This window comes from Rathayibacter sp. PhB151 (assembly GCF_004366415.1).
In the GTDB taxonomy this organism is placed as follows: domain Bacteria; phylum Actinomycetota; class Actinomycetes; order Actinomycetales; family Microbacteriaceae; genus Rathayibacter; species Rathayibacter festucae.
Window position 1 is genome coordinate 283,094 of sequence record NZ_SOEN01000006.1, and the last position, 25,655, is coordinate 308,748.

Below are 25,655 nucleotides of genomic sequence, written 5' to 3' on the forward strand. Positions count from 1 at the left end.
GGCCCACCGCACGGGACGACGAAGGGCCCGGCGACTGTCGTCGCCGGGCCCACTGCGCTGAAAGACGAAGGGCCCGGCGACTGTCGTCGCCGGGCCCTTCGGGGATCCGTCTCTAGCGGACGACGACCGCGAGGACGTCGCGGGCGGAGAGGACCAGCAGGTCGTCCCCACCGAACTTGACCTCGGTTCCGCCGTACTTGGAGTAGATGACCTTGTCACCGACGGCCACGTCGAGCGGGACGCGGTTGCCGTTGTCGTCGATGCGGCCGGGGCCGACGGCGACGACTTCGCCCTCCTGGGGCTTCTCCTTGGCGGTGTCGGGAATGACGAGACCGGAAGCAGTGACCTGCTCGGCCTCGACCTGCTTGATGACGATGCGATCTTCGAGCGGCTTGATGGACACCGACACGGTTGACCTCTTTCTTGACGACGACGGGGGCGGAGCGCCGCCGTTGGCAGACACGCTCCGAGAGTGCTAGCTCCACTGTAGAGGCTCCGCTGGCACTCGTGCAATCAGAGTGCCAGGCAGGCGCGCCGCGTCGTGCGGAGGGCGTGGCCTAGCATGGCCGGATGCAACGCGCCGAGCTGGTCGAGCTCCTCTCCCCCGAGGGCCTCCGGCTCCTCGACTCGCTCGACGGCTACCGCGCGGACGACCTGGTGCGCGCCGTCGCGGCGCTCCGCTCCGCCGGCCACTCCCCCGGCCTGGTGTCGGCCGTGCTGACCCAGGCTCGGCTGCGGGCGAAGGCGACCGGCAAGTTCGGCGAGTTCGCCCGGTCGATGCTCTTCACGGACGCCGGGCTCGAGCAGGCGACCCGCCTCCGGGTCGCGGCGCTGCACGCCGGCCGCTTCTCCTCCGCCGGGCTCACCCGCATCGCCGACCTCGGCAGCGGCATCGGCGGCGACGCCCTCGCGATGGCGGCCATCGACCTCGAGGTGACCGCGGTGGACGCGGACGAGATCACCGCGACCCTCGCCAGCTTCAACCTCGCCCCGTTCCCCTCCGCGCAGGCCGTGCACGCCGACGCCGAGTCGTTCGACCTGGACGGCTTCGACGCCGTCTACCTCGACCCGGCCCGCCGCACCGCCGGCCACCGCGAGACGCGGCGCCTCGACGATCCCGACGACTACTCCCCCTCGCTCGACTTCGCCTTCGGCCTGGCCGAGGCGCGGCCCGCGGGCGTGAAGCTCGGGCCGGGCTTCGACCGCGAGCGGATCCCCGCGGACGCGGAGGCGCAGTGGGTGTCGGTCGACGGCGAGCTCATCGAGACGGGGCTGTGGTTCGGTCCGCTGGCGCGGCCGGGCGTCCGCCGGTCCGCGCTCCTGCTCTCGGCGACCGGCGCCGTGGAGCTCACCGCGCCGGCCGACAGCGACGACGAGGAGGTGGGCGACCTCGGCGCGTTCGTGCACGAGCCGGACGGGTCGGCCATCCGCGCGCGCCTGCTCGGCGAGCTGGCCCGCACCAGCGGCTCGCGGATGCTCTCTCCCGGCATCGCCTACCTCACGGGCGACGAGCCGTCCGCGTCGCCGTTCCTGCGCAGCTTCCGCGTGCTCGCGGAGCTGCCCCTGGACGAGCGCACCCTCGCGCGCGAGCTGCGCGCCCGCGGCATCGGCGTCCTGGAGATCAAGAAGCGCGGCGTCGACGTCGACCCCGCGCGCTTCCGCAGGAAGCTCGGCCTGGCCGGGCGGGGCAGCGCCGTCCTGATCCTCACCAGGATCCAGGGGCGCCACCGCGCCCTGCTCGCCGAGCGCGTCTCCTGAGACCGGGCGCCGGCGCCTAGTAGCCGGAGGAGGAGGTCGCCGCGTCGAGGGCGACCACGAAGATCACGATCGTGACGGCCAGGTAGATCAGCGAGACCACGACGCCGGCGATGCCGGTGATGATCGCGGTCAGCGCGAATCCGCGTGCTCCCGGCTCGCGACGGCGGCCGAGGAAGCCGAGCACGATCGCGGGCGCGGACAGGATGAAGCCGAAGCCCCAGCCGAAGATCGAGATCACCAGGCCGACGATGCCGAGGATCATGCCGGTGAGGCTCAGGGTCTTGGGCACCGTCGTCGGCGCCGGGACGTAGGCATACTGCGGCGGCGCGGCGCTCGGGGCCGGCGGGAGCGGCGTCCCGTACGCGGGCGGCGGGGTGTCCTGGGCGCCCTGTCCCGGTGCCGTCGGGGCGCCACTCGAGTACGCGGGCGGGGCCGGGGGCGCCGGAGTGCCGCCGGAGTGCACCGGCGGGGCCGGGGGCGCCGGCGGCACGGGAGGGGCAGGGGGAACGGGAGGGCCCTGTCGGTCGTCGGACCCGGGCCGGCTGCTGTCGCTCATGCCTCGAAGTCTAGAACGAGGCCGCCGACCGGCTCAGGCCGGGAGGTAGCCGTCCGTCCGGAGTCCGCCGACGAAGGTCGAGTAGGCGAGAGCGCCGACCAGCAGCAGCACGAGCGCGAGGTAGCCGAGGAGGAAGCCGGCGATCGCGAGTCCGCGGCCGCGCTGCCCCGAGCGGCGCGCCTGCGCGAAGCCGACGTGCCCGAGGACGATCGCAGCGGGCGCGAGCCCGAGGATGCCGCAGATCAGAGCGGCGACGGCGAGGCCGTTCAGCGGCGGCCGCGGCGCGGGAGCACCGGGATGCGCGGAGCCGTCGAAGGCCTCCTGGCCGCTCGGGGCTCCGGGGGGAACGGCCTCCCCGGTCCAGCCGGACGCGGCACCGGCGGCCGGCGGAGCGGAGGCGGGGGACGGTGCTCCGGAGGGCGGCGCGTACCGCGGCGGCGGGGGCGGCACCGATCCCGGTGCCGGATCGCCGGTGGACTCGTCGTTCACGTCGCCCTCCTCGAGCGCTCCGCCGTCCCGGCCGTGCGGGGCGGGGCGGTGGGGATCAGTAGTTCGTCGTGCTCGCGATGCCCGCGAGGGAGAACAGCGCGACGGCGGAGATGATGGTGATGATGATCGCGACGAAGCCGATCACGACGGCGGCGATCGCGAGGCCGCGACCGCGCTCACCGGTCCGCTTGATCTGCGAGAGGGCGATGAAGCCGAGGACGATGCCGACGATCGAGACGAAGAACGAGGCGATGAAGCCGATGATCGCCAGGATGTTGTAGCGATCGGACGCGGGCGTGTACGGAGCGGTCATGGTGGATCCCCCTTGATCAGGAACGAGTGGATGCGCTCAGCGTGGCAGCGTCCCCGGAGGGCTGTCAAAACCCTGGACGGCGCTTGTGACGCGAGACGGCACTGCGGTAGAGCGCCTAGCGCACCTGGATCTCGGTGACGGGCAGCGTGGAGTCGGCGCCGAAGGAGAGGCTCGAGGGCGCGTGCCCCGCCTCGATCAGCTGCGCGCCGAGCGCCGCGATCATCGCGCCGTTGTCGGTGCAGAGCGAGAGCGGGGGGATCCGCAGCGCGATGCCCGCCGCCGCGCAGCGCTCCGCGGCGAGCTCGCGGACCCGCGCGTTGGCGACCACTCCCCCGCCCAGCAGCAGCCGGGGCACGTCCCGGTCGACGCAGGCCGCGATCGCCTTGGTGAGCAGCACATCGGCGACCGCCTCGCGGAAGCTCGCGGCGACGTCGGCGACCGGCACCGCCTCGCCCGCGTCCTGGCGCTTCTCCACCCAGCGCGCGACGGCGGTCTTCAACCCGGAGAAGGAGAAGTCGTAGCGGTGCTTCTCCCTGTCCTTCGGGAGGGTGAGGCCGCGGGGGAAGCGGATGGCCCGCGGATCGCCGTCGGCGGCGACGCGGTCGATCTGCGGGCCGCCGGGGTAGGGCAGGCCGAGCACGCGGGCGACCTTGTCGAACGCCTCGCCGGCAGCGTCGTCGATGGTCTCGCCGAGCAGCTCGACGTCGGAGACGAGATCGCGCACGTGCAGGAGCGAGGTGTGCCCGCCCGAGACGAGCAGCGCGATGGTGGGCACCTCGACCGGGCCGCCCTCGCCGCCGTCGGCGCGCAGGACGTCGGCGCCGACGTGTCCGACGAGGTGGTTGACCGCGTAGAGCGGCTTCCCGAGCGAGACCGCGAGCGCCTTGGCCGCGCCGACGCCGACCATCAGCGCCCCGGAGAGTCCGGGACCGCTGGTGACCGCGATCGCGTCCAGCTCCTGCAGCGAGACGCCGGCCTCGGCGAGCGCCGTCCGCAGCGTCGGCTCGAGCGCCTCCAGGTGCGCGCGGGCGGCGACCTCGGGCACGACGCCGCCGTAGCGGGCGTGCTCCTCCATCGACGAGGCGATGGTATTGGCGAGCAGCGTCGTGCCGCGGACGATGCCGATCCCGGTCTCGTCGCAGCTGGTCTCGATGCCGAGGACGAGCGGACCGGCGGTCATGGCGACTCCTGTCGAGGGGCGGCGATCGGCGCGCGCATCACGAGCGCGTCGACGTTGTCGGGCTGGTAGTAGGCGGGGCGGACCCCGATCTCCTCGAAGCCCTCCGAGCGGTAGAGCGACTGGGCGACGGGGTTGTCGGCACGGACCTCGAGGAAGACCTCGCGGGCACCGCGCTCGGCGGCGGTGGCGACGAGCGCGCGCAGGAGGCGCCTGCCGAGTCCGGTGCGGCGCGCGGAGGCGAGCACCGCGATGGTCTGCACGTCGCCCTCGTGCGCGCCGACCGGGCAGAGCAGCCCGGCGTAGCCGACCAGCTCGCCCGCGTCCTCGGCGACCAGGTAGCGGGTGTGCCGGCTGCGGATCTCCTCGCGCATCATCGTGCGGGACCAGGCGTCGCTGGTGAACTCGGACTCCTCGATCGCCATGATCGCGTCGAGGTCGTGGACGGTGGCGTCGCGCAGCTCCGCGCTCACGCGGTGACCCGCTTGGGACCGGCCGAGAGTGTGACGTCGGGCGAGCGGAGGTAGAGCGGCTCGTCCGCCGCGGGGGCGCGACCGGCCGCGTGGGTGAGCGCGGCCACCACGCCCAGCTCGGCCGCGGACACCGTCTCCGCCTCGAGGCGGGGCAGCTCGGGGAAGGGCAGCGCGGGCGGCTTGTCGAGGCCGGGTCCGGCGGTGCGGACGGGCAGGCCCTGCTCGTCGAGGCCGGCGTAGGCGCTCCAGTAGAGCTCGCGGCGGCGCGCGTCGGTGACGACGAGGAAGCCGTCCGCACGGCCGTGGCGCAGCGCGCCGAGTGCGACCGCGTCGTGCGAGACGACCGGCAGGGTGGGCACGGCGCGGCCGAACGCGAAGGCGCGGGCGGCGGCGATGCCGACCCGGAGTCCGGTGAAGGGGCCGGGGCCCATGCCGACGGCGACGGCCTCGATCGCGTCCGGGCCGATGCCGGCCGCCTCGAGGGCCTCCTCGATCAGCCGGCCGACGACCTCGGCGTGCCGCATGGTGTCGGTCTCGGTGCGCTCGGCCCGGACCACCCCGTCGGCGCCGACGACGGCGACGGAGGTACCGGAGGAGGTGTCGATCGCGAGCAGCACCCTGACAGGGTACCCGCGGGAGGACGGGCACCGACCGAGGAGCCTGCGGCGCTCCAAAGATGCTCGGTGGATCTCGATACGCCCTCTCCGAGGGCTACTCGATCAGCATGGACGGCGGACATCTCCGACGGCTGTTCGGTCAGCATGCAGACCATGCTGGTCGAGCAGCCGCGCAGCGGCGTATCGAGACCCGCCGTCAGCAGAGCGGTCAGCGCCAGCCGGTGCCGCGGAAGCGCACCGTCCGCGGCTCGATCGGCTCCTCGCCGTCCTCGGCGTCGGAGCCGCCGGTCGGGCGCTCGATCACGATGTCGAGCCACGACTCGGCGACGCCGTCGAGCAGGCCGGCGCCCCACTCCACCACGACGACCGAGTGCTCGAGGTCGAGGTCGAGGTCGTCCAGCTCCACCGCGGACCCGACGCGGTAGGCGTCGACGTGCACCAGCGGCGGCCCGCCGTGCAGCGGAGGATGCGTCCGCGCGATGACGAACGTGGGGCTGGTCACCGGCCCGCGCACCCCGAGCCCCTCGCCGAGGCCGCGGGTGAAGGTCGTCTTGCCCGCGCCGAGCGGCCCGGTCAGCACCAGCAGGTCGCCCGCGCGCAGCACCCGGCCGAGGGAGCGGCCGAGCTCCTCCATCGCCTCCGGATCCGTGATCTCGACGGTGCTGTCGGCGAACCGATCGCGCTCAGGCACGGACGCCTCCCGCGGCGCCGCCGACCGTCCTGCGCGGAACGCGGTGCCCGACCCGGGTGACCAGCTCGTAGTTGATCGTGCCGCACCAGCGCGCCCACTCGTCGACCGACGGGACCCCGGTGGTCGGGTCGCCCCACAGGGTCACCGGGTCGCCGACCGCAACGGGAGCGTCCCCGACGTCGACGACGAACTGGTCCATCGCCACCCTCCCGGCGATGCGGTGCCGGCGCCCGCCGATCGAGACCTCGGCGACTCCGGACGCGGCGCGCGGGATCCCGTCGGCGTAGCCGAACGGCACCAGCGCGAGCGTCGTCTCGCCGGACGCGCGGTAGGCGTAGTCGTAGCTGACGCCCGTCCCCGCGGGCACCCGCCGGACTCCGGCGACGCGCCCCTGCAGGGTCATCGCGGGTACGAGGCCGAGTCCGAGCGACGTCTCGTCGTCGAACGGCGAGAGCCCGTAGACGCCGATGCCGGTGCGCACCTGGTCGAGCCGCGCCTCCGGCAGGCGGAGCGCCGCGGCCGTGGCGGCCAGGTGCACCAGCGGCGCCGGCGTCCCATGCGCGCGCAGAACCTCCTCCGCCCGGCGCAGGAGCTCGAGCTGGGCGAGGTCCTCCTCGCGCGAGGTGTTGGAGAGGTGCGAGAACAGCCCGGTGAGCTGCAGCGAGCCGCGCGCCGCGTGGCGGACGAGGGACTGCGCGAGCGGCACCCACTCCGCCTCCGCGGCGCCATTGCGGCTGAGACCGGTGTCCACCTTGAGCTGCACCGCCCCGCGCACCCCGCGGTCCTCAGCGGCCTGCGCCAGCCGGTCGAGCTGACCGACCGAGGAGACGGCGACCTCGATCCCGTGCTCGAGGGCGGTGTCGAAGTCCTGCTCGGGGTCGTGCAGCCAGCAGAGCACCGGCGCCAGGATCCCGGCCTCGCGGAGGGCGACCGCCTCGTCGAGATCGGCCGTGCCGAGCGCGTCCGCGCCGCCGGCCAGCGCCGCCTGCGCGACCGCGAGGGCGCCGTGCCCGTAGGCGTTCGCCTTGACGACCGCCATCAGCCGGGGAGCAGCGGTCAGCTCGCGGAGCCTCGCCGTGTTCGCCGCGACGGCGTCCAGATCGATCAGCGCCTCGCGGAAGGCGAGCGGCGCGATCACGACTCGGCCACCACGAACGCGCAGGCGACGCCGGCGTCGTGGCTCATCGAGAGGTGCACCCGCGCGATCCCGCGCGACTCCGCCGCCGCGCGCGCCGCGCCGTGCAGGACGAAGGACGGATTCCCGTGCTCGTCCCGCTCGACCACCATGTCGTGCCAGCGCGCGCCGGCCGAGTCGCCGAGCGCCTTGATCAGCGCCTCCTTCGCCGCGAACCGTCCGGCCAGCGAGGCCGTCGGCAGGTCGCGTTCGCTCTCGGCGAACAACCGCTCGCGGAGCCGGGGCGTGCGGGAGATCGCCCGCTCGAAGCGCGCGAGATCCACCACGTCCACGCCGATCCCGACGATCACGGCAGGGTCACTCGACCGTGACCGACTTGGCGAGGTTCCGCGGCTGGTCGACGTCGAGGCCCTTCGCCGAGGCGAGCTCCATCGCGAACATCTGCAGCGGCGTCACCGCGAGCAGCGGCTCGAACAGCGGGTCGGCCAGCGGGATCGGCACGACCTCGTCGGCGATCTGGATCGCGGCGGCGTCGCCCTGCTCGGCGATCGCGATCACCCGGGCGCCGCGAGCCTTGATCTCCTGGATGTTCGAGATCACCTTGCGCTGCAGCTCGTACGACTCGCTCGGGCTCGGCACGATGACGAAGACGACCTGGCCGGGCTCGATCAGCGCGATCGGCCCGTGCTTGAGCTCGCCCGCGGCGAAGCCCTCGGCGTGGATGTAGGCGAGCTCCTTGAGCTTGAGCGCGCCCTCGAGCGCCACCGGGTAGCCGACGTGGCGGCCGAGGAAGAGCACCGCGCGGGTGTCCGCCATCCAGCCGGCGAGCTGGGCGATCGCCTCGGAGGCGTCGAGCACGCGCGAGAGCTTCTCCGGGATCGCCGCGAGCTGGGCGGCCTGCGAGGCGATCAGCTCGGGCGTGGCCGCGCCGCGCACCGCGGCCAGGTGCAGGCCGAAGAGGTAGAGCGCCGCGATCTGGGCGACGAACGCCTTGGTCGAGGCGACCGCGACCTCCGGGCCGGCGTGGGTGTAGAGCACGGCGTCGGACTCGCGCGGGATCGTTGCGCCCTGGGTGTTGCAGACGGAGAGCGTCTTCGCGCCCTTCTCGCGGGCGTACTTGACGGCCATCAGCGTGTCCATGGTCTCGCCGGACTGGCTGATCGAGACGACGAGGGTGCGCGGGGTCAGCACCGGGTCGCGGTAGCGGAACTCGTGGCTCAGCTCGACCTCGAGGGGCACGCGCGCCCACTTCTCGATGGCGTACTTGGCGACCATGCCGGAGTAGGCGGCGGTGCCGCAGGCGATCACGGTGATCCGGTCGATGTCGGTGAGGGTCGCGTCGAGCGACGCGAGCTCCGGCAGGACGATCGCGCCGTCCTGGATGCGGCCGAGGAGCGTCTTGGCGACGGCCTCCGGGCCCTCGCTGATCTCCTTGGCCATGAAGCTCGACCAGCCGCCCTTCTCGGAGGCGGAGGCGTCCCAGGCGATCTCGAACGGCTCGGTCTCGACGGCGTTGCCGAAGAAGTCGGTGACGGTCACCGCGTCGGGCGTGATGGTGACGATCTGGTCCTGGCCGATGGCGACCGCGCGGCGGGTGAACTCGACGAACGCGGCGACGTCGGAGCCGAGGAAGTTCTCGCCGTCGCCGAGGCCGATCACGAGCGGCGAGTTGCGACGTGCGCCGACGACGACGCCGGGCTGGTCCTGGTGCAGGGCGAGCAGCGTGAAGGCGCCCTCGAGCCGCGCGACGACGGCCTGGAACGCGAGCACCAGGTCCCCGGTGCGGCGGTGCTCGCGGGCGATCAGGTGCGCGGCGACCTCGGTGTCGGTCTCGCTCTCGAAGACGGCGCCCTCGGCGAGCAGCTCCTCCTTGAGGGGCTGGAAGTTCTCGATGATGCCGTTGTGGATGACCGCGAGGCGCCCGTCGTCCGCGAGGTGCGGGTGCGCGTTGCGGTCGGTCGGGCCGCCATGCGTCGCCCAGCGGGTGTGCCCGATGCCGGTGGTGCCCTGCGCGATCGGGTGCGCCTCGAGGTCGTCGACGAGGACGCTGAGCTTGCCCGAGCGCTTGCGGCTGTCGATCCGGCCGTCGGCGTCGATCACGGCCACTCCGGCGGAGTCGTACCCGCGGTACTCCAGTCGCTTCAGTCCCCCGAGCAGCACGGCCAGGCTGTCGCGCGCGCCGACGTATCCAACGATTCCACACATGCGCTCGATCCTAATCGCGTGCGGGGGCGCTCCTGCGGCGACGGGGCCGAGCCGCGGCGGCCGCTAGGATCGTGCAGATGTCCTCGTCAGCTCGCGAACCCGGGCGCGAGGCGCACCCCTCCCCGTTCGTCGAGATCGTCCGCTCCGACTGGGCCGAGCTCGCCCGCAGCACCGAGCTGCCGCTGAGCGAGACCGAGGTCGTGCAACTGCGCGGGCTGGGCGACCGGCTGAGCCTCACCGAGGTCGCCGAGGTGTACCTCCCGCTGTCCCGGCTGCTGACCCTCTACGCCGGCGGCGCGCGCCAGCTGCACCGGGCGACGAGCACGTTCCTCGGTGAGCGGGCGCAGCCCACTCCGTTCGTGATCGGCGTCGCCGGCTCGGTCGCGGTCGGCAAGTCGACCATCGCCCGCCTGCTCCGCGAGCTGCTCGCCCGCTGGGACGACACCCCGCGCGTCGAGCTCGTGACGACCGACGGCTTCCTCCTGCCCAACAGCGAGCTGGAGCGGCGCGGGCTGATGAGCCGGAAGGGCTTCCCGGAGTCGTACGACCGCCGCGCGCTGCTGCGCTTCGTCTCCGAGGTGAAGGGCGGGGCGGCCGAGGTGCGTGCTCCGTTCTACTCGCACCTCTCCTACGACATCGTCCGCGATGCCGAGATCGTCGTGCGGCGACCGGACGTGCTGATCGTCGAGGGCCTGAACGTCCTGCAGCCGCCCGCGCCCGGGCACGGCCTCGCGGTCAGCGACCTCTTCGACTTCACGGTCTACGTCGACGCGCGGACGAGCGACATCGCGCGCTGGTACGAGGAGCGGTTCCTCGCACTGCAGCAGGGCGCCTTCGCGAGCCCGAACTCGTACTTCCACCGCTACGCCTCGCTGACGCCCGACGAGGCGCGCGAGCGGGCCCGCAGCATCTGGTCCTCGATCAACGAGCCGAATCTGCTGCAGAACGTGCGGCCCACGCGCTCGCGGGCGAGCCTGGTCCTGCGCAAGCAGGCCGACCACACCGTCTCCTCGGTGCTCCTCCGCAAGATCTGAGTGCGCGGCGGAAGCGTGCTGATCGAAGCATGCTGGTCGATCAGCCCCGCAGGGGCGTATCGAGATCCCCCGGTCAGCGGCGGGTGCAGCCGCTAGGCCGCGACGCGCAGCTGCTCGAGCACGACCGCAGCGAGGGACTCGGCCAGCCGGTCGGCGGTCTCCTTGGTGGAGGCCTCGACCATGACCCGCACCATCGGCTCGGTGCCCGAGGGGCGGAGCAGCACGCGCCCGCCGGTGCCGAGCTCGCGCTCCGCCTCGGCGATGGCGGCCGCGATGACGGCGTCGTCGTGCACGCCCTCGCGGTCGACGCCGCGGACGTTGACGAGCGTCTGCGGGAACACCCGCATCACTGAGGCGAGCTCGGCGAGCGACTTCCCGGTCCGCGCCACCTCGGCGGCGAGCTGCAGCCCGGTGAGGACGCCGTCGCCGGTCGTCGCGAAGCGGCTCATGATGACGTGGCCGGACTGCTCGCCGCCGAGCGAGTAGCCGCCGTCGTTCATGGCCTCGAGCACGTAGCGGTCGCCCACGCCGGTCTCGATCACGCGGATGCCGGCGTCGGCCATCGCGGTCTTGAGACCGAGGTTGCTCATCACCGTGGCGACGAGCACGTTGTCGCGGAGGACGCCGCGCCGCGCCATCGACGTCGCGAGGATCGCCATGATCTGGTCGCCGTCGACGACTCGCCCCTCGGCGTCGACCGCGAGGCAGCGGTCCGCGTCGCCGTCGTGCGCGATGCCGAGATCGGCGCCCGCCTCGCGGACCGCCTCGGCGACGTGGTCGAGGTGGGTCGAGCCCACGCCGTCGTTGATGTTGATGCCGTCCGGATCGTTGCCGATCACGGTGACGGTCGCGCCGGCGTCGGTGAAGACCTCCGGCGAGATGCCCGCGGCGGCACCGTGCGCGCAGTCGATGACCACGTGCAGTCCGTCCAGGCGGGTGCTGCCGAGCGAGCCGAGCAGGTGGAGGACGTAGCGGTCCTCCGCGTCGGCGAAGCGGCGGATGCGGCCGACGTCCGGGCCGAGCGGCGTGAGCGGCGGGACGCCGAGAGCCGCCTCGATGCGGTTCTCGAGCTCGTCCGGGAGCTTGCGGCCGCCGGCCGCGAAGAACTTGATGCCGTTGTCGGCGGCGGGGTTGTGCGACGCCGAGATCATCACGCCGAAGTCGGCGCTCTCATCGGCGATGAGGTATGCGGCGGCGGGCGTCGGGATGACTCCCGCGTCCAGCACGTCGACGCCGGCGCTCGCGAGGCCGGCCGCGACGGCGGCACCGATGAACTGGCCCGAGATCCGAGGATCGCGGGCCAGGACGGCGAGGGGCCGACGGCCCTCCGCCCGGGCGGCCGCACCGAGTACACGGGCGGCCGCCTGAGCGAGGCCGAGGGCCAGGTCGGCCGTGACGTCGCGATTCGCGAGGCCACGGACGCCATCTGTTCCGAACAGACGCGGCATGATGCCAGTCCCCTTCTGAAGCTGCTGATCGGCGGCCACGGGGGCCGCAGCGACTAGCGCTTCGAGAACTGGGACGCCTTGCGGGCCTTCTTGAGACCGGCCTTCTTGCGCTCGATGACGCGAGCGTCGCGGGTGAGGAAGCCGGCCTTCTTGAGGATGGCGCGGTTGTTCTCGCGGTCGATCTCGTTCAGCGCACGCGCGATCGCCAGGCGGAGTGCACCGGCCTGGCCGGAGGGGCCACCGCCGGTGATCTTCGCGACGACGTCGTACGAGCCGAGGAGGTCGAGGACCTTGAACGGGTCGTTGATCAGCTGCTGGTGCAGCTTGTTGGGGAAGTACTCCGCGAACTCGCGGGCGTTCACGGTCAGGCTGCCGGAGCCCGGGACCAGGCGCACGCGGGCGATGGCCTGCTTGCGACGGCCCACGGCTGCGCCGGAGACGTTGAGGACGGCGCGGGGCGTCGAGGACGCCTCGGTGGCCGGGCTTTCGGTGGAGTAGCTCTCGGGAGCCACGTCGATCTGGTCTGCGATCTTCGCCACGGTGTAGGTGATCCTTTGTCTTCGAAGTCTGGGGTGTCGGGGAGGGCCGGAGCCTACTGGGCGACCTGGGTGAAGGCGTACGCCTTGGGCTGCTGAGCCGCGTGAGGGTGCTCGGTGCCCGTGTAGACCTTCAGCTTGCGCAGCTGCGCACGACCGAGGGAGTTCTTGGGGAGCATTCCGCGGATGGCCTTCTCGACGGCGCGGATCGGGTTCTTCTCGAGGAGCTCGGCGTACGTGGTGGCCGTGAGGCCGCCCGGGTAGCCGGAGTGGCGGTACGCCTTCTTCTGGAGGAGCTTCTGGCCGGTGAGGGCCACCTTCTCGGCGTTGACGATGATGACGAAGTCGCCCATGTCCATGTGCGGCGCGAACGTCGGCTTGTGCTTGCCGCGCAGGAGCGCAGCGGCGTGGGTGGCCAGACGGCCGAGCACGACGTCGGACGCGTCGATGACGATCCAGTCGTGCTGGACGTCAGCCGGCTTCGGAGAAAAAGTGCGAGTCACGTGAGTGCTGCTTTCTGATCGGAGTGAGGAGTTCGTGAATCCCGCTCCGTGGCCGTTCGACCCGCGAGGGGGCCGAACCGATCCGATGGAGGGCTCAACTTCGGGTGCCGGCACGCGGCCGAGAACACCAAGGGTCGACAGTACAGCAATCCGTACCGGAGCGGAAGCTCACGGGTTCGCCGCCGCGCTCCCCCGGGCGGTCCGGGTCAGGAGTCGTCCTGCCCCAGCGCGGCCAGGACCTCGGTCGCCAGCTCCTCGAGCGGGGCCTGGCCGCCGACGTAGGAGCGGAGCGAGAGCAGCCGATCCCCGGCGAGCACGACGACCGTGGCGGCCGGGTCGACCGCCGGGTCGCCGGCGCGGAAGAAGGCGGCGTCGCCCAGCCCGCTCGGCCCGACGGGGGCCGCGGACTCCTGCGCGGCGACGTCGGCCGTGGTGGCGCCGGTCGCCGTCTGCAGGACGAGCGCGGCGGGGTTGCCCGCCATCGCCCAGGCGCAGCCGGAGCCCTGATCCGAGGCGGTGACGAAGCCCTCGGGCAGCTGGAGCGCCGCCTCGATCGCCGGCACCGGAAGCACCGCGGCGCAGTCGAGGACCTCGACCGTTGCACCGGCGGTCGGCTCGGCCGCGGGAGCGGTCGGCACCGCGGTGGGCACGGCGGTCGGCGCGGTGGAGTCGACCGCGGCGGCGGGCGCCCGGTCCGGCACGTCGATCGCCGACGACGAGCAGCCGGCCAGCAGCAGCCCCGCCGGCAGGACGAGCGCGGCGACCAGCGCCCTCACGCGGTGGTTCCTGCGGATCACTCGTCGTCCTCCCCCTGGGCGTCCCCGCCGGGCAGGGTGCGCTTCACCCGGGTGAGCACGGCCCGCTCGGCCAGTTCCGAGTCCTCAGGGTAATCGACCTCGCGCAGGATGAGGCCGCGCGCCGGCATGACCGCGAAGGCGTTCGTGCGGCGGGCGGCGTCGCGCAGCAGCGGGAGCTCTCCCGCGTCCAGCTTGCCGATCCCCACGGCCACGCAGGAGCCGACGAGCGCCCGCACCATGCTGTGGCAGAAGGCGTCGGCGCGCAGGTGCGCGTGCAGCACGCCGTCCTCGTCGCGCTCCCAGGTGAAGTCGAGGAGGCTCCGGATGGTGGTGGCTCCCACGCGCGCGCGGCAGAACGAGGCGTAGTCGTGCAGGCCGAGAAGCGACTCGGCCGCCTGCGCCATCACGCCCTCGTCGACCGCCTCGTTGATCCAGGTCGTGAAGCCGCGCTCGAGCGGCCGACGGAGCGAGGTGCGGTCGGCGAGCCGGTACTCGTAGCGCCGCCAGCGCGCGGAGAAGCGCGCGTCGAAGCCCTCGGGCGCCCGGGTCACCCGGTGCACGGACAGGTCCGAGTACTGACCGAGGATCCCCTGGAGCTTGCGCTGGAGCACGACCTCGGGCGCGACCTTCTCGGTCCCGGCCCGCGGGCTGCCGTTCAGGCGCGACCACTGCTGGGGCGTGAGGTCCAGGTGCGCCACCTGAGCGCTCGCGTGCACGCCCGCGTCGGTGCGTCCCGCGACGGTGACCACCGTCCGCTCCTCCGAGCGCAGCAGCACGCCGAGCGCGTCCTCGAGGACGCCCTGCACCGTGCGGAGACCGGGCTGGAGTGCCCAGCCCGCGAAGTGGGTGCCGTCGTAGGCCAGGTCGAGGCGGACGCGGTGGAGCACCCGACGAGTCTAGGTCGTCCGCCGGGCCGCCTCGGATCGCGGATCAGCCCGCCGAGAGCCGGACGCCGAGCGAGTCGAAGACGGCCACCGCCCAGTCGGCGAGCACGTCCTGGTCCCCGACGAAGGACTCGACGTGCAGCTCGTAGCCGCCCGCCAGCACGGCCAGCTGGGACGGCGTCGTCGGCGAGCCCTCGAGCCGGTAGGCGGCCTCCCCCAGCGGAGCCGGCACGGCGCCGACGGCCTCGCCTGCGCCGGCGAACGTCTCAGCGAGCCGTGCGGGCCCGACGCCGACGAGGACCGCGGACGGGTTGCCGGCGATGCCGTAGGAGCAGGTGTCCCCCGCCTGGACGAGCACGGCCGTCCCGGCGGGCAGACCGACCGCCGTCTCGACGGCCGAGGCGGGCAGGGCCGCGGAGCAGTCGAGGGCGGGAGCCGGCGGCGCGACGGCCGTGGCAGTCGCGCTGGGCACGGACTCGGAGGCGGCGCCCGGCGCCGTCGTGCGCGCCGACTCCGGCACGTCGACGACCCCGGTGGAGGAGCAGCCCGCCAGCAGGGCCGTCGCGGCGAGGAGCAGGACCGCATGGTGCGCGCGCACGGAACTCCTCCTGCTGGCCGACGAGGACGGACGCCCGGGTACCGGACGCCTCCGCCCCTCTGTCGGGATGATCCCGCCATCGTAAGCGACGTTCCGCGCCACCGAGCACGCAGGAGTGCCGCGGCCGGGAACGACGAGAGCCCCCCGTCCCCGAGGGGGCGGAGGGCTCTCGAGACGTGCTCGGGACTACTTGGTCTCGGTGGTCGTCTCGACCGGGGCGTCCTCGACGGGCGCGTCCTGGACGGTCGCATCGGCCTCGGTCGTGTCGGCGACGGGCGCCTCCTCGACAGTGGCGTCCTCGGCGGGGGCGTCCGCGACGACGGTCTCGTCCTCGACCGGAGCCGAGACGGGAGCGGCGCCGGTGCGCGACTTCTTGACCTTCGGCGTCACGGGCTCGAGGACGAGCTCGATGACGGCCATCGGGGCGTTGTCGCCCTTGCGGGGACCGATCTTCGTGATGCGGGTGTAGCCGCCCTCACGCTCGGCGACGAGCGGCGCGATCTCGGTGAAGAGCTCGTGCACGACGCTCTTGTCGCCGATGGTCGCGAGGACGCGGCGGCGGGCGTGCAGGTCGCCGCGCTTCGCGAACGTCACCAGACGCTCGGCGAGGGGACGCAGGCGCTTGGCCTTGGTCTCGGTCGTCTTGATGCTCTTGTGCGTGAACAGGGCCGCGGCCAGGTTCGCGAGCAGCAGACGCTCGTGTGCGGGACCGCCTCCGAGGCGGGGGCCCTTCGTGGGCTTGGGCATGGCTTTACTCCAGTACTAAAGGGGTGTCAGAAGGTCGAACGCCGGAGCGGAGACCTAGATGCTCTCGTCGTCGTAGCTGTAGAAGTGGGCGCCGTCGAACCCGGGGACCGAGTCCTTCAGCGACAGGCCCAGCTCCGTCAGCTTCTCCTTGACCTCATCCACCGACTTCTGACCGAAGTTGCGGATGTTCATGAGCTGCGTCTCCGAGAGGGCGACGAGCTCATTGACGTTGTTGATGCCCTCGCGCTTGAGGCAGTTGTAGCTGCGCACCGAGAGGTCGAGGTCCTCGATGGGCATGGACAGCTCGGTCGAGAGGACGGCGTCGACCGGCGCGGGGCCGATCTCGATGCCCTCGGCCGCGTTGTTCAGCTCGCGGGCGAGACCGAACAGCTCGGTCAGCGTGCGACCGGCCGACGCGATGGCGTCGCGCGGCGTGATCGCCGGCTTCGACTCGACGTCGACGACGAGGCGGTCGAAGTCGGTGCGCTCGCCGGCACGGGTGGCCTCGACGCGGTAGGTGACCTTGAGCACGGGCGAGTAGATCGAGTCGACCGGGATCTGGCCGGCCTCGGAGAACTCGCTGCGGTTCTGGGTCGCCGAGACGTAGCCGCGGCCGCGCTCGATGGTGAGCTCGAGCTCGAACTTCGCCTTGTCGTTCAGGGTCGCGATGACGAGGTCCGGGTTGTGGATCTCGACACCGGCCGGAGCCGAGATGTCGGCGGCGGTGACCTGGCCGGCGCCCTGCTTGCGCAGGTAGGCGGTGATCGGCTCGTCGTGCTCGGAGGAGACGACGAGTCCCTTGATGTTCAGGATGATCTCGGTGACGTCCTCGCGGACGCCCGGGACGGTCGTGAACTCGTGCAGGACTCCGTCGATCCGGATGCTGGTGACAGCGGCGCCGGGGATGGAGGACAGCAGGGTGCGACGCAGCGAGTTGCCGAGCGTGTAGCCGAAGCCGGGCTCGAGGGGCTCGATGACGAAGCGGGAACGGAACTCCGAGATGTTCTCCTCGGTGAGCGTCGGACGCTGTGCGATAAGCACTGTTGATTCCTTTCGATCACGTGTCCGCTATATGACACGTGCGTTTGCGAGTCTGAAGTTGTGAAAGAAATGCGCGATCCGCCGGCCGGCCTCACGTCGCGCTGGAGAGCGCTTCGTTCGGCCGGCCGACGGCTGCGAGTGCTGCGTTAGACGCGACGGCGCTTCGGCGGGCGGCAGCCGTTGTGCGCCTGCGGGGTGACGTCGTTGATCGAGCCGACCTCGAGGCCTGCGGCCTGGAGCGAGCGGATCGCGGTCTCGCGACCCGAGCCCGGGCCCTTCACGAAGACGTCGACCTTCTTCATGCCGTGCTCCTGCGCCTGACGCGCGGCCGACTCGGCAGCGAGCTGGGCGGCGAACGGCGTCGACTTGCGCGAGCCCTTGAAGCCGACTCCACCGGACGAAGCCCAGCTGATGACGGCCCCGGCGGGGTCGGTGATCGACACGATGGTGTTGTTGAACGTCGACTTGATGTGGGCCTGGCCCACAGCGATGTTCTTCTTCTCCTTGCGGCGCGGCTTGCGCGCGGCCGACTTGGGGGTAGCCACTTGTTATCTCCTCTAGGTCCGTGTCGCCCGCGTTACTTGCGGCCGGCCTTCTTCTTGCCGGCGACGGTGCGCTTCGGGCCCTTGCGGGTGCGAGCGTTCGTCTTGGTGCGCTGTCCACGGACCGGGAGGCCGCGACGGTGGCGGATGCCCTCGTAGGACCCGATCTCGACCTTGCGGCGGATGTCGGCGGCGACCTCGCGGCGGAGGTCGCCCTCCACCTTGTAGTTGCCCTCGATGTAGTCGCGGAGCGCGACGAGCTGGTCGTCGGTGAGGTCCTTGACGCGGATGTTCCCGTCGATCCCCGTGTCGCTCAGCGTCTTCAGCGCGCTGGTGCGGCCGACTCCGTAGATGTAGGTCAGTGCGACCTCCACGCGCTTCTCGCGCGGGATGTCTACTCCTGCCAGACGTGCCATGGTGGCTTCTCCTGTGAGTGAGTGGAGGTGTGAAGCAACGTCGGTGCCTCGGCCTCCGACCGAAGGTGTCCTCGCCGTTCACCCCGGGAGACCCGGGGCGCTGCGCGATTTCTGACGTTGCGGGGTGGTGTGTTGCCGTGCTGCTGGGCGGTTTCCCGCCCGCGCTCCTCGCAGGAGCGCCGGGAGTCCCGGAGGACTAGCCCTGACGCTGCTTGTGGCGGGGGTTGCTGCTGCAGATGACCATCACGTTGCCGTGGCGGCGGATGATCTTGCAGTGGTCGCAGATGCGCTTGACGCTGGGGTTGACCTTCATTGTTCTGTTCCTTGTTTTCGCTGGCGTCGTGCTCCCGGCGGATGCCGGGGCCGTTCCTTACAGGACACGCACGTCGCGAACTGAGCGGAGCGAACGTCTACTTGTAGCGGTAGACGATCCGGCCGCGGGTCAGGTCGTAGGGGCTGAGCTCCACGATCACGCGGTCCTCGGGGAGGATGCGGATGTAGTGCTGACGCATCTTGCCCGAGATGTGGGCGAGAACCTTGTGTCCGTTGGTGAGCTCCACGCGGAACATCGCGTTGGGGAGCGCCTCGACAACCGCACCTTCGATTTCGATGACACCGTCTTTTTTGGCCATAGCCTCACTGTCGTTCGGAAGTAGTGTGTGTACTGGTCGTGCGAATGCTTCCGCGACGATCCTCCCCCCGGGCGGAGCCTGGGGAGCGGTGCGCGGGCGTGCCGGAGCACGCGCAAACACCAAGGGTCGATACTACGCGAATCCCCGCTTCTCCGCCAGCCCGGGCGTGTCGCCTCAGGACAGGTGCGGGCACCCGCCGCTGACGGCGGTGTGCGCGCCGCGGAGCGCGGGCACGACGGCCGCCGCCTAGGCTCTCCCTCGTCGAAGGGACCGCGGATGGCGCGCACGGAGAAGACGACGGACGGCGGCACGGCGAGGAGCCGGCGGAGCTGGTACTCGCACCCCCTGGTGACCGTGCTGGTCGCGATCGTCGTCATCGCCCTCGTGCAGACGTTCTTCGTGAAGGTGTACACCGTGCCGACCGGCTCGATGGAGAACACCCTGCAGGGCGGCGGCTTCTTCGGCGACCGCATCCTGGTCGACCGCACCGCGGCGCTCCACGGCGCCCCGGAGTCGGAGCAGATCGTCGTCTTCTCGCGCGACGCGCGCTGGGGCGCGGCCGACGCGGTCGGGAACCCGCTCTCCGAGGCGGTGAAGTACTTCGGCGACGTCACGAGCATCGGCCCGTCGCACGAGGAGTTCCTCGTGAAGCGCGTGATCGCGACCGCCGGCCAGACGGTGTCCTGCTGCGACGCCGAAGGGCACGTGCTCGTGGACGGGCAGCCGCTCGCGGGCGACTACGTCTTCGAGGACTTCCCGTTCACCCCCGGCACCCAGGACTGCGACTCGCAGCCGGCCTCCACCCGCTGCTTCCAGGAGTACACGGTGCCGGAGGACACGCTCTTCGTCCTCGGCGACCACCGCTCCAACTCCAACGACTCGCTCGGCGACTGCCGCGGGGCGCCGGGCCCGATCGACTCCTGCGTGAAGACGGTGCCGATCGAGCGGGTGGTCGGGCGCGTCTTCGCCGTCGCCTGGCCACTGACCCGCTGGCGCCTCTTCTAGCCCGGGTCGCGTTCCGGATCGCGGCGCGAACCGCGGAGGGGCGGGGCCGGATGCCGGAGCACCCGATCCCGCCCCTCCGGACGAAGCCTCGCGGAGGTCAGCCGCGGACGACCGCGACGACCTGCGCGAACAGCGGGTGGTCCGCGCCGAGGCCGGTCACCTCGGCGACGAACTCCTCCGGCGACAGCGCCGCCAGCTTCTCCTTCAACTCGACGCTCTGCGGGTCCTCCGGCACGTCGAAGCGGAGGGCCGCGCCGATCGCCGTCAGCAGTCCGCTCGGCACGTGCCCGCGCTCCGCGAGCTCCGCCGCCGGGCCGATGAAGCGCTCGTGCCGCGAGAGCTTGCGCAGCGGCTGGCGCCCGACCCGGTCCACCGTGTCGGTGAGACCCGGGTTCGCGAAGCGCTTCAGCGTCTTCTGGAGGTAGGCCTCCTGCTCCTCGTCGCTGAAGCCGTGCTTCTCGACGATCAGCGTCTTGGTGTCCTCGAGCGCGGCCTTCACCGCATCGTGCACCTCGGGCAGCGCGAGCGCGTCCGACAGCTTGTGCGCGCCGGCCGCGAAGCCGACGTACGCCGCGGTGGCGTGTCCGGTGTTCACCGTGAAGAGCTTGCGCTCGATGAACGGCTCGAGGTCGTCGACCCAGGTCGCGCCGGGGATCGCGGGCTCGGAGCCCTCGAACGGCGTGCGGTCGACGACCCACTCGAAGAAGCTCTCGACCGTGACGTCGAGACCCTGGCCGGCCGCCTGGTTCGGCACGATGCGGTCGACCGCGGTGTCGGCGAAGACCGCGCGGGTGCGCAGGCGCTCCCACTCGTCCGCGCCCAGGCTCGCGGCGACCTCGGTCTGCAGCAGACGGGTCGCGTTGATCGCGTTCTCGCACGCCATCACGGCCAGGCGGGGCGCCGACTCCGCTCGGGCCGCGAGGCCCTTCGCGATCACCGGGGCGACGAAGCGCAGGATGCTCGGACCCACCGCGGTGGTGACGATGTCCGCGGCGGCGATCTCGCGGACGAGTGCCTCCTCGTCGCTCGCCGAGTTGATCGCGCGGAAGCCGTCGACGACGTGCGTCGCGGACGACTCCCCCACCTCGTGCACCTCGTAGCTGTCGGCGGCGGCGAGCTGGTCGATCAGCGCCGCGTTGACGTCGGCGAAGACCAGCTCGTAGCCGGCACCGTGCAGGATCAGCCCGACGAAGCCGCGACCGATGTTGCCGGCGCCGAAGTGGACGGCGGTGGGCATCAGGAGTTGACCTCGCCCAGCAGCGCGTAGAGCGACTGCGCGTCCGGGGCGTCGAGGAGCTTCTGCACCTCGTCCTCCTCGGAGAAGATGATCGCGATCTTGGAGAGGATCTCGAGGTGCTCGTTGTTGACGCCGGCGATGCCGACGACGAAGCGGACCTCGTTACCGTCCCAGTCGATCGGCTGCGCGTAGCGGACGAAGGAGAGCGCCGAGGAGCGGATCTCGTCCTTCGCGTCGTTCGTGCCGTGCGGGATGGCGAGCAGGTTGCCCATGTAGGTGGAGACGGTCGCCTCGCGGGCGAGCATCGCCTCGTGGTAAGCGGGCGTCACGGCGCCGACGCCGACCAGCATGTCGGCGGCCTCCTTGATGGCGGTCTCCTTCGACGTGGCGGTGCCGGAGGCGTTGATCTGTCCGATGGTGAGCACATCGCTCATGGCGTGCGTCCTTTCCGTGGGTGGTGAACGAATGAGGGAACCCGCAGGGGCGAGCGGAGCGTCTCCGCCACGTCGCACCCTACGGGCTCCCTCAGGGGTGTTCCCGACTACTTGCCGTGCTGCTCCGCGACGAGCGAGACGACCTCGTCGTACTTGGGGCTGTTCATGAAGTTGTCGACGGAGACGTGGATCGCGCCCGGCGTGCGCTGGCGCGCCCGCTCGGTCAGCTCGGCCTGGGTGATGACCAGGTCGACGTCGTCCTCGAGGGCCGCGATCGCCTTGTTGGTGACCGTGACGTCCTCGAAGCCCGCCTTCTTCATCTTGTTGCGCAGGACGGAGGCGCCCATGGCGGACGATCCCATTCCGGCGTCGCAGGCGAAGACGATGTTGCGGACCTGGGTGGCGGTGGCGGTCGCCGAGGCACCGTCCTGGTTGGAGGCGCCGCTCGCGTTGAGGAGCGAGCCGACGGCGCTCTCCTTGCCCTTGTTCGACGAGTTGGCGGCGACGGCGGCGGCGAGCTTGTCGTCACCGGCGGCCATCGCGTCGAGGTCGCGCTTGCGGCTGCCGCGGATGATGAACGACGCGACGACGAACGACACGGCCATCGAGAGCAGGACCGAGAGGATCACGCCGAGGTAGCTGTCCCGCGAGGTCTGCAGGAGCACCGCGATGATCGATCCCGGCGACGCCGGGGCGACGAGGCCGGAGTCGAACGCGACGTTGGTCGCGACACCGGTCATGCCGCCGAGGATGACGGCCGCGACGAGCGCGGGCTTCATCAGCACGTAGGGGAAGTAGATCTCGTGGATGCCGCCGACGAAGTGGATCAGCGCGGCGCCGGGAGCGGAGCCGCGGGCGATGCCCACACCGAAGATCGCGAAGGCGAGCAGCACGCCCATGCCGGGGCCGGGGTTGGCCTCGAGCAGGAACAGGTACGACTTGCCCTGCTCCTGCGCCATGACGGTGCCGAGCGGGGTGAGGACGCCCTGGTTGATGGCGTTGTTGAGGAACAGGATCTTCGCCGGCTCGATGAAGATCGAGGTCAGCGGCAGCAGGCCCGCGTTCACCAGGAGGTCGACGCCGTCGCCGAGGATCTTGGTGAGGAACGAGATGATCGGCGCGATGCCGAAGAACGCGCCCAGCGAGAGGAGCATGCCGAGGATTCCGGCGGAGAAGTTGTTGACCAGCATCTCGAAGCCGGGCTTGATCTTGCCGTCCCAGATCGAGTCGACCTTCTTCATCAGCCACGCGGCGAGCGGGCCGATGATCATGGCGCCGAGGAACATCGGGATGGTGGCGCCGACGATGACGCCCATGGTGGCGATCGAGGCGACCACGCCACCGCGCTGGCCGTAGACCATGCGGCCACCGGTGTTCGCGATGAGCAGCGGGAGCAGGTAGGTGATCATCGGGGCGACGAGACCGACGTACTGCTGGAAGGTCGCGCCGTCCTCACCGGCGGCGAGCTGGGTGCGGGCACCCTCCCAGCCGATCTGGGCCGCGTCGCCGAAGCCGCCGAGGATGCCGTTGGGCAGCCAACCCGCGGCGATGAAGAGCGAGGTGATGAGACCCCACGCGATGAAGGCCGCGATGTTCGGCATGACCATCCCCGAGAGGAAGGTGCCGAATCGCTGGACGTGGACGCGCGTACCTCCGCGCGTCGACGTCGCTGACGTCGTTGTCATGTGGTGTGTTCTCCGATTCTGAGGGTGGGAGATCCGGTCGCTCCTGAGGCGGACCGGGCTCCCGCGGGGCGGGACGAGACGGGGTGGTGCAGGGGTGGTGCGGGATGGTGCGGTGGTGCGGGGTGGTGCTGCGGAGGATCGTGCGGATGCGGGCCGCGCGATCCCCGGGATCAGGAGGCGGCGATCGCCTCGGTGACGGCGGACCGGGCGTCCGCCGCGCTGTCGGCCGCGAGGGCGAGCTCGGCGTAGCGCTTCGCGTCCTCGAGGGTGTGCTCGGCCAGCTCGGCGCGGACGTCGGCGAGAGCCGACGGCGACATCGAGAGGGTCGTCGCGCCGAGACCCACGAGGACCACGGCGAGCAGCGGATCCGCGGCGGCCTCGCCGCAGATGCCGACGGGCTTGCCCAGTGCGGCGCCCGCGCGGCCGACCTCGCCGACGAGGCGGAGGACGGCGGGGTGCCACGGGTCCTGGAAGGCGGACACGGTGCCGAGCATCCGGTCCGCCGCCAGGGTGTACTGGGTCAGGTCGTTGGTGCCGATGGAGGCGAAGTCGGCGACTCCGAGGATCCGGTCGGCGAGCAGGGCGGAGGAGGGGACCTCCACCATCACGCCGGCGGTGCGGATCCCGAGCTCCTTGGCCATGGAGGTGAAATAGCGGGTCTCGTCGACGGTCGCGACCATCGGCGCCATGACCCAGAGGTCGGCGTCGGTCGCGGCGTCGGCCTGGGCGAGCGCGGTGAGCTGGTCGCGGAGGATCTGCTCGCTGGCGCGCAGGGCGCGGAGGCCGCGGAGGCCGAGCGCCGGGTTCTCCTCGTGGTTGTCGTTGAGGAAGGCGAGCGGCTTGTCGGCGCCGGCGTCGAGCGCGCGCACCACGACCTTGCGGCCGGGGAAGGCGGCGAGGAGGCGGGTGTACTGCTCGGCCTGCTCGGCGACGGTCGGGGCCTCCTTCGCGTCGAGGAAGAGGAACTCGGTGCGGAACAGGCCCACGCCCTCCGCGCCGAGCTCGACGGCGTTCTCGGCGCCGTCGGCCGAGCCGAGGTTCGCCAGCAGCGGCACCGCGTGACCGTCGGCGAGGGCACCGGGGACGACGGGGGCGGCGAGCATCTCGGCGCGCTCCGCGATCGAGGACTTCGCGTCGCCGATCTCGACGTCGGACGGGTTCACCGTCACGACACCGGAGGAGGCGTCGAGGATGACGAGCTGGCCGTCGCGCAGGTCGAGCGCGCCGGTGGTGCCGACGATGGCGGTGATCGACTTCTCGCGGGCGAGGATCGCCGTGTGCGAGGTCGGGCCGCCGTCGCTGGTGATCAGGCCGAGGACCTTCTCGAGGTCGAGCAGCGCGGTGTCGGCCGGCGCGAGATCGCGGGCGACGAGGACGAACGGCTCGTCCGACTCCGGGACGCCGGGCGCCGGGACGCCGCGCAGGTGGGCGACGACCCGCTGCGAGACGTCGTCGAGGTCGGTCGCGCGCTCGGCCATGTAGCCGCCCATCGCGACCAGCAGGTCGCGGAAGCCGGCGAACGCCTCGTGCACCGCGCGCTCGGCGGTCTTGCCCGCGGCGAGGCGGGTCTTGACGTCGTCCGCGAGCGAGGGGTCCTCCGCCATCAGCGCCTGGGCGTCGAGGACGTCCTTCGCCGAGCCGCCGGCGCGCTCACCGCGGTGGCGGATGGTCGCGGCGGTCGCCGACAGCGAGGCGACCGCGCGCTCCTCCTCCTGCGCGACGGAGCGGGTGCTGGCGGTGTCCTCGGGCTCGGGGAGCGGGTCGGGCATGCGCAGCACCGGCCCGAGGGCCAGGCCGCGGCCGACTCCGGTGCCCTGGAGCTTCGCGGAGGCGTAGGCGGTGGAAGGAGTGGACAGCGTCATGGGTTCCCGGTTCCTGTCGTGCGTCTCGTCGGTGAGAGGGCGGTGGGGCGAGGGGTCTTAAGCGTCGTGGTCAGTGCTCAGAAACTCGGACAGCTCCTCGAGGATCGCCTGCTCGTTGTCGCCCTCCACGGAGAGGGTCAGCGAGTCGCCGTGCTCGATGCCGAGCGAGATGATGCCGAGGATCGAGGCCGCGTTCACCGCGGTGCCCTCGCCCTTCTTCACCAGGACCTTCTGACCCGACTTCGCCGCGGCCTGGCTGAAGAGCGAGGCGGGGCGGGCGTGGAGGCCCTTCGACGATGCAACCTGCACGGTGCGCTCGACCATGAACGTTTCTCCTTGATCCTGCAGTCGGAACTGCGTCAGTGGTTCCCGGTGCCGGGCGCGAGGCCCGGGGCGGGAGGTGGGGCGTCCCCGTCCGATCCTGCGACGACCGCGCGAGCGGCGAAGAGGACGGGAAGGGTGTCGAGCACGGCATCGGCACCGTGCGCCCCGAAGACGTCGTGCGGGAGGAGGGCTGCCGCGGCGCCGACGTGCACCGCGCGCTGGCGGAGCTCGTCGAACTGCGGCTCGAGGTGCGGTCCGACCAGGAGGACGTCCGCCTGGGGCAGAGCGTCCGCGAGACCGGGAAGGGTCTCGGATCGGAACACGGCATCGATGCCGCGCTGCTTCGCGCCCGCTCGCAGCCGGTGGGCCAGGAACGTGCTCGACGCGCCTGCACCGCAGACGATCAGAATCGTGCGCACCTCGTTCGCCTCCTCGCGTCCGGGTCTTGCCTCATCCAAGCATCTCGGGGGCCGCGCGTCCGCCCCCCGCAGACAATCTTCCGCGGGGGCGGAAGAG

32 protein-coding genes are annotated in these 25,655 nt (G+C 71.9%); 3 read left to right on the forward strand and 29 right to left on the reverse strand.

The features are described from left to right. Window positions 1-112 precede the first annotated feature (112 nt). On the reverse strand, window positions 113-409 hold the full coding sequence (gene groES, locus EDF35_RS01925; RefSeq protein WP_068251574.1) for a co-chaperone GroES: 297 nt from the start codon (window positions 407-409) through the stop codon (window positions 113-115). A 161-nt stretch (window positions 410-570) separates the two neighbouring features. Between groES and EDF35_RS01930 the strand changes: the two genes are divergently transcribed. Next, the gene (locus EDF35_RS01930; protein WP_133960584.1) at window positions 571-1,758 is read left to right on the forward strand and encodes a class I SAM-dependent methyltransferase; all 1,188 of its coding nucleotides are present in this window, start codon (window positions 571-573) and stop codon (window positions 1,756-1,758) included. A gap of 16 nt (window positions 1,759-1,774) precedes the next feature. Here the strand turns inward: EDF35_RS01930 and EDF35_RS20605 are convergent, their stop codons facing one another. The 10 genes from EDF35_RS20605 to glmS form a co-directional block, all read right to left on the reverse strand. After that, a complete protein-coding gene (locus EDF35_RS20605) occupies window positions 1,775-2,314 on the reverse strand; it encodes a DUF4190 domain-containing protein (protein ID WP_166673979.1) in 540 nt (179 codons plus the stop codon). 33 nt (window positions 2,315-2,347) lie between these two features. Next, complete coding sequence (locus tag EDF35_RS01945) at window positions 2,348-2,803, reverse strand: DUF4190 domain-containing protein (protein WP_133960585.1); 456 nt, start codon at window positions 2,801-2,803, stop codon at window positions 2,348-2,350. 55 nt (window positions 2,804-2,858) lie between these two features. Further along, window positions 2,859-3,116: a DUF4190 domain-containing protein gene (locus tag EDF35_RS01950; protein WP_123445082.1), complete on the reverse strand. Its 258-nt coding sequence runs from the start codon at window positions 3,114-3,116 to the stop codon at window positions 2,859-2,861. Window positions 3,117-3,231: 115 nt separating this feature from the next. Further along, complete coding sequence (tsaD, locus tag EDF35_RS01955) at window positions 3,232-4,296, reverse strand: tRNA (adenosine(37)-N6)-threonylcarbamoyltransferase complex transferase subunit TsaD (protein ID WP_133960586.1); 1,065 nt, start codon at window positions 4,294-4,296, stop codon at window positions 3,232-3,234. Further along, window positions 4,293-4,766, reverse strand: a complete 474-nt coding sequence (rimI, locus tag EDF35_RS01960) for a ribosomal protein S18-alanine N-acetyltransferase (RefSeq protein WP_311316330.1) — start codon at window positions 4,764-4,766, stop codon at window positions 4,293-4,295. The genes tsaD and rimI overlap by 4 nt, the downstream gene beginning before the upstream one ends. Next, window positions 4,763-5,383 carry a tRNA (adenosine(37)-N6)-threonylcarbamoyltransferase complex dimerization subunit type 1 TsaB gene (gene tsaB, locus EDF35_RS01965; protein WP_133960587.1) on the reverse strand — a complete coding sequence of 207 codons (621 nt, stop codon included), beginning with the start codon at window positions 5,381-5,383 and terminating at the stop codon, window positions 4,763-4,765. The genes rimI and tsaB overlap by 4 nt, the downstream gene beginning before the upstream one ends. Window positions 5,384-5,591: 208 nt before the next feature. Beyond that, on the reverse strand, window positions 5,592-6,017 hold the full coding sequence (tsaE, locus tag EDF35_RS01970; RefSeq protein ID WP_123733554.1) for a tRNA (adenosine(37)-N6)-threonylcarbamoyltransferase complex ATPase subunit type 1 TsaE: 426 nt from the start codon (window positions 6,015-6,017) through the stop codon (window positions 5,592-5,594). A 49-nt stretch (window positions 6,018-6,066) separates the two neighbouring features. After that, window positions 6,067-7,212: an alanine racemase gene (alr, locus tag EDF35_RS01975; RefSeq protein WP_133960588.1), complete on the reverse strand. Its 1,146-nt coding sequence runs from the start codon at window positions 7,210-7,212 to the stop codon at window positions 6,067-6,069. Further along, window positions 7,209-7,559, reverse strand: a complete 351-nt coding sequence (locus tag EDF35_RS01980; RefSeq protein ID WP_123445078.1) for a holo-ACP synthase — start codon at window positions 7,557-7,559, stop codon at window positions 7,209-7,211. Before EDF35_RS01980 ends, alr begins: the two co-directional genes overlap by 4 nt. 7 nt (window positions 7,560-7,566) lie before the next feature. Then, on the reverse strand, window positions 7,567-9,414 hold the full coding sequence (glmS, locus tag EDF35_RS01985) for a glutamine--fructose-6-phosphate transaminase (isomerizing) (protein ID WP_133960589.1): 1,848 nt from the start codon (window positions 9,412-9,414) through the stop codon (window positions 7,567-7,569). Window positions 9,415-9,491: 77 nt separating this feature from the next. Between glmS and coaA the strand changes: the two genes are divergently transcribed. Continuing rightward, entirely contained in the window at window positions 9,492-10,448 is a 957-nt protein-coding gene (gene coaA, locus EDF35_RS01990; protein ID WP_123445076.1) for a type I pantothenate kinase, read from the forward strand. 92 nt (window positions 10,449-10,540) lie between these two features. Here coaA and glmM read toward each other — a convergent pair whose 3' ends face one another. From glmM to infA, 12 genes are all read right to left on the reverse strand, one after another. Continuing rightward, window positions 10,541-11,896 carry a phosphoglucosamine mutase gene (glmM, locus tag EDF35_RS01995; RefSeq protein WP_123704625.1) on the reverse strand — a complete coding sequence of 452 codons (1,356 nt, stop codon included), beginning with the start codon at window positions 11,894-11,896 and terminating at the stop codon, window positions 10,541-10,543. Window positions 11,897-11,949: 53 nt separating this feature from the next. Beyond that, entirely contained in the window at window positions 11,950-12,435 is a 486-nt protein-coding gene (gene rpsI / locus EDF35_RS02000) for a 30S ribosomal protein S9 (RefSeq protein WP_123445075.1), read from the reverse strand. A gap of 53 nt (window positions 12,436-12,488) precedes the next feature. Next, complete coding sequence (gene rplM / locus EDF35_RS02005) at window positions 12,489-12,935, reverse strand: 50S ribosomal protein L13 (RefSeq protein WP_123445074.1); 447 nt, start codon at window positions 12,933-12,935, stop codon at window positions 12,489-12,491. Window positions 12,936-13,141: 206 nt separating this feature from the next. After that, window positions 13,142-13,732 (reverse strand): hypothetical protein, encoded by a 591-nt coding sequence (locus EDF35_RS02010; protein ID WP_123702132.1) that lies wholly within the window; start codon window positions 13,730-13,732, stop codon window positions 13,142-13,144. Further along, complete coding sequence (locus EDF35_RS02015; RefSeq protein WP_127885922.1) at window positions 13,729-14,619, reverse strand: tRNA pseudouridine synthase A; 891 nt, start codon at window positions 14,617-14,619, stop codon at window positions 13,729-13,731. Before EDF35_RS02015 ends, EDF35_RS02010 begins: the two co-directional genes overlap by 4 nt. Window positions 14,620-14,662: 43 nt before the next feature. Next, entirely contained in the window at window positions 14,663-15,214 is a 552-nt protein-coding gene (locus EDF35_RS02020; protein WP_133960590.1) for a hypothetical protein, read from the reverse strand. Between the two features lie 186 nt (window positions 15,215-15,400). Continuing rightward, window positions 15,401-15,961 carry a 50S ribosomal protein L17 gene (gene rplQ, locus EDF35_RS02025; RefSeq protein ID WP_123702126.1) on the reverse strand — a complete coding sequence of 187 codons (561 nt, stop codon included), beginning with the start codon at window positions 15,959-15,961 and terminating at the stop codon, window positions 15,401-15,403. 54 nt (window positions 15,962-16,015) lie between these two features. Next, window positions 16,016-17,002, reverse strand: a complete 987-nt coding sequence (locus tag EDF35_RS02030; protein WP_123445069.1) for a DNA-directed RNA polymerase subunit alpha — start codon at window positions 17,000-17,002, stop codon at window positions 16,016-16,018. Window positions 17,003-17,148: 146 nt separating this feature from the next. After that, window positions 17,149-17,547 (reverse strand): 30S ribosomal protein S11, encoded by a 399-nt coding sequence (gene rpsK, locus EDF35_RS02035; protein WP_056037257.1) that lies wholly within the window; start codon window positions 17,545-17,547, stop codon window positions 17,149-17,151. Window positions 17,548-17,579: 32 nt separating this feature from the next. Continuing rightward, window positions 17,580-17,960, reverse strand: a complete 381-nt coding sequence (gene rpsM, locus EDF35_RS02040) for a 30S ribosomal protein S13 (protein WP_056037260.1) — start codon at window positions 17,958-17,960, stop codon at window positions 17,580-17,582. Between the two features lie 196 nt (window positions 17,961-18,156). After that, a complete protein-coding gene (rpmJ, locus tag EDF35_RS02045; protein WP_055787164.1) occupies window positions 18,157-18,273 on the reverse strand; it encodes a 50S ribosomal protein L36 in 117 nt (38 codons plus the stop codon). A 97-nt stretch (window positions 18,274-18,370) separates the two neighbouring features. Beyond that, window positions 18,371-18,592 carry a translation initiation factor IF-1 gene (gene infA, locus EDF35_RS02050; RefSeq protein WP_022883252.1) on the reverse strand — a complete coding sequence of 74 codons (222 nt, stop codon included), beginning with the start codon at window positions 18,590-18,592 and terminating at the stop codon, window positions 18,371-18,373. A gap of 276 nt (window positions 18,593-18,868) precedes the next feature. Between infA and lepB the strand changes: the two genes are divergently transcribed. Beyond that, window positions 18,869-19,597, forward strand: coding sequence for a signal peptidase I (gene lepB, locus EDF35_RS02055; RefSeq protein WP_133960591.1), 729 nt, complete (start codon window positions 18,869-18,871; stop codon window positions 19,595-19,597). Window positions 19,598-19,694: 97 nt separating this feature from the next. Here lepB and EDF35_RS02060 read toward each other — a convergent pair whose 3' ends face one another. The 6 genes from EDF35_RS02060 to EDF35_RS02090 form a co-directional block, all read right to left on the reverse strand. Next, window positions 19,695-20,834 carry a mannitol-1-phosphate 5-dehydrogenase gene (locus EDF35_RS02060; RefSeq protein WP_123702122.1) on the reverse strand — a complete coding sequence of 380 codons (1,140 nt, stop codon included), beginning with the start codon at window positions 20,832-20,834 and terminating at the stop codon, window positions 19,695-19,697. After that, window positions 20,834-21,268, reverse strand: a complete 435-nt coding sequence (locus tag EDF35_RS02065; RefSeq protein WP_123445065.1) for a PTS sugar transporter subunit IIA — start codon at window positions 21,266-21,268, stop codon at window positions 20,834-20,836. The genes EDF35_RS02060 and EDF35_RS02065 overlap by 1 nt, the downstream gene beginning before the upstream one ends. Before the next feature lie 107 nt (window positions 21,269-21,375). Further along, on the reverse strand, window positions 21,376-22,953 hold the full coding sequence (locus EDF35_RS02070; protein ID WP_123702120.1) for a PTS mannitol transporter subunit IICB: 1,578 nt from the start codon (window positions 22,951-22,953) through the stop codon (window positions 21,376-21,378). Between the two features lie 170 nt (window positions 22,954-23,123). Then, the gene (gene ptsP, locus EDF35_RS02080) at window positions 23,124-24,815 is read right to left on the reverse strand and encodes a phosphoenolpyruvate--protein phosphotransferase (protein WP_127885916.1); all 1,692 of its coding nucleotides are present in this window, start codon (window positions 24,813-24,815) and stop codon (window positions 23,124-23,126) included. Between the two features lie 57 nt (window positions 24,816-24,872). Continuing rightward, window positions 24,873-25,139 (reverse strand): HPr family phosphocarrier protein, encoded by a 267-nt coding sequence (locus tag EDF35_RS02085; protein ID WP_123733517.1) that lies wholly within the window; start codon window positions 25,137-25,139, stop codon window positions 24,873-24,875. A gap of 35 nt (window positions 25,140-25,174) precedes the next feature. Next, window positions 25,175-25,558: a PTS sugar transporter gene (locus EDF35_RS02090; protein ID WP_166673980.1), complete on the reverse strand. Its 384-nt coding sequence runs from the start codon at window positions 25,556-25,558 to the stop codon at window positions 25,175-25,177. Between the last annotated feature and the right edge of the window lie 97 nt (window positions 25,559-25,655).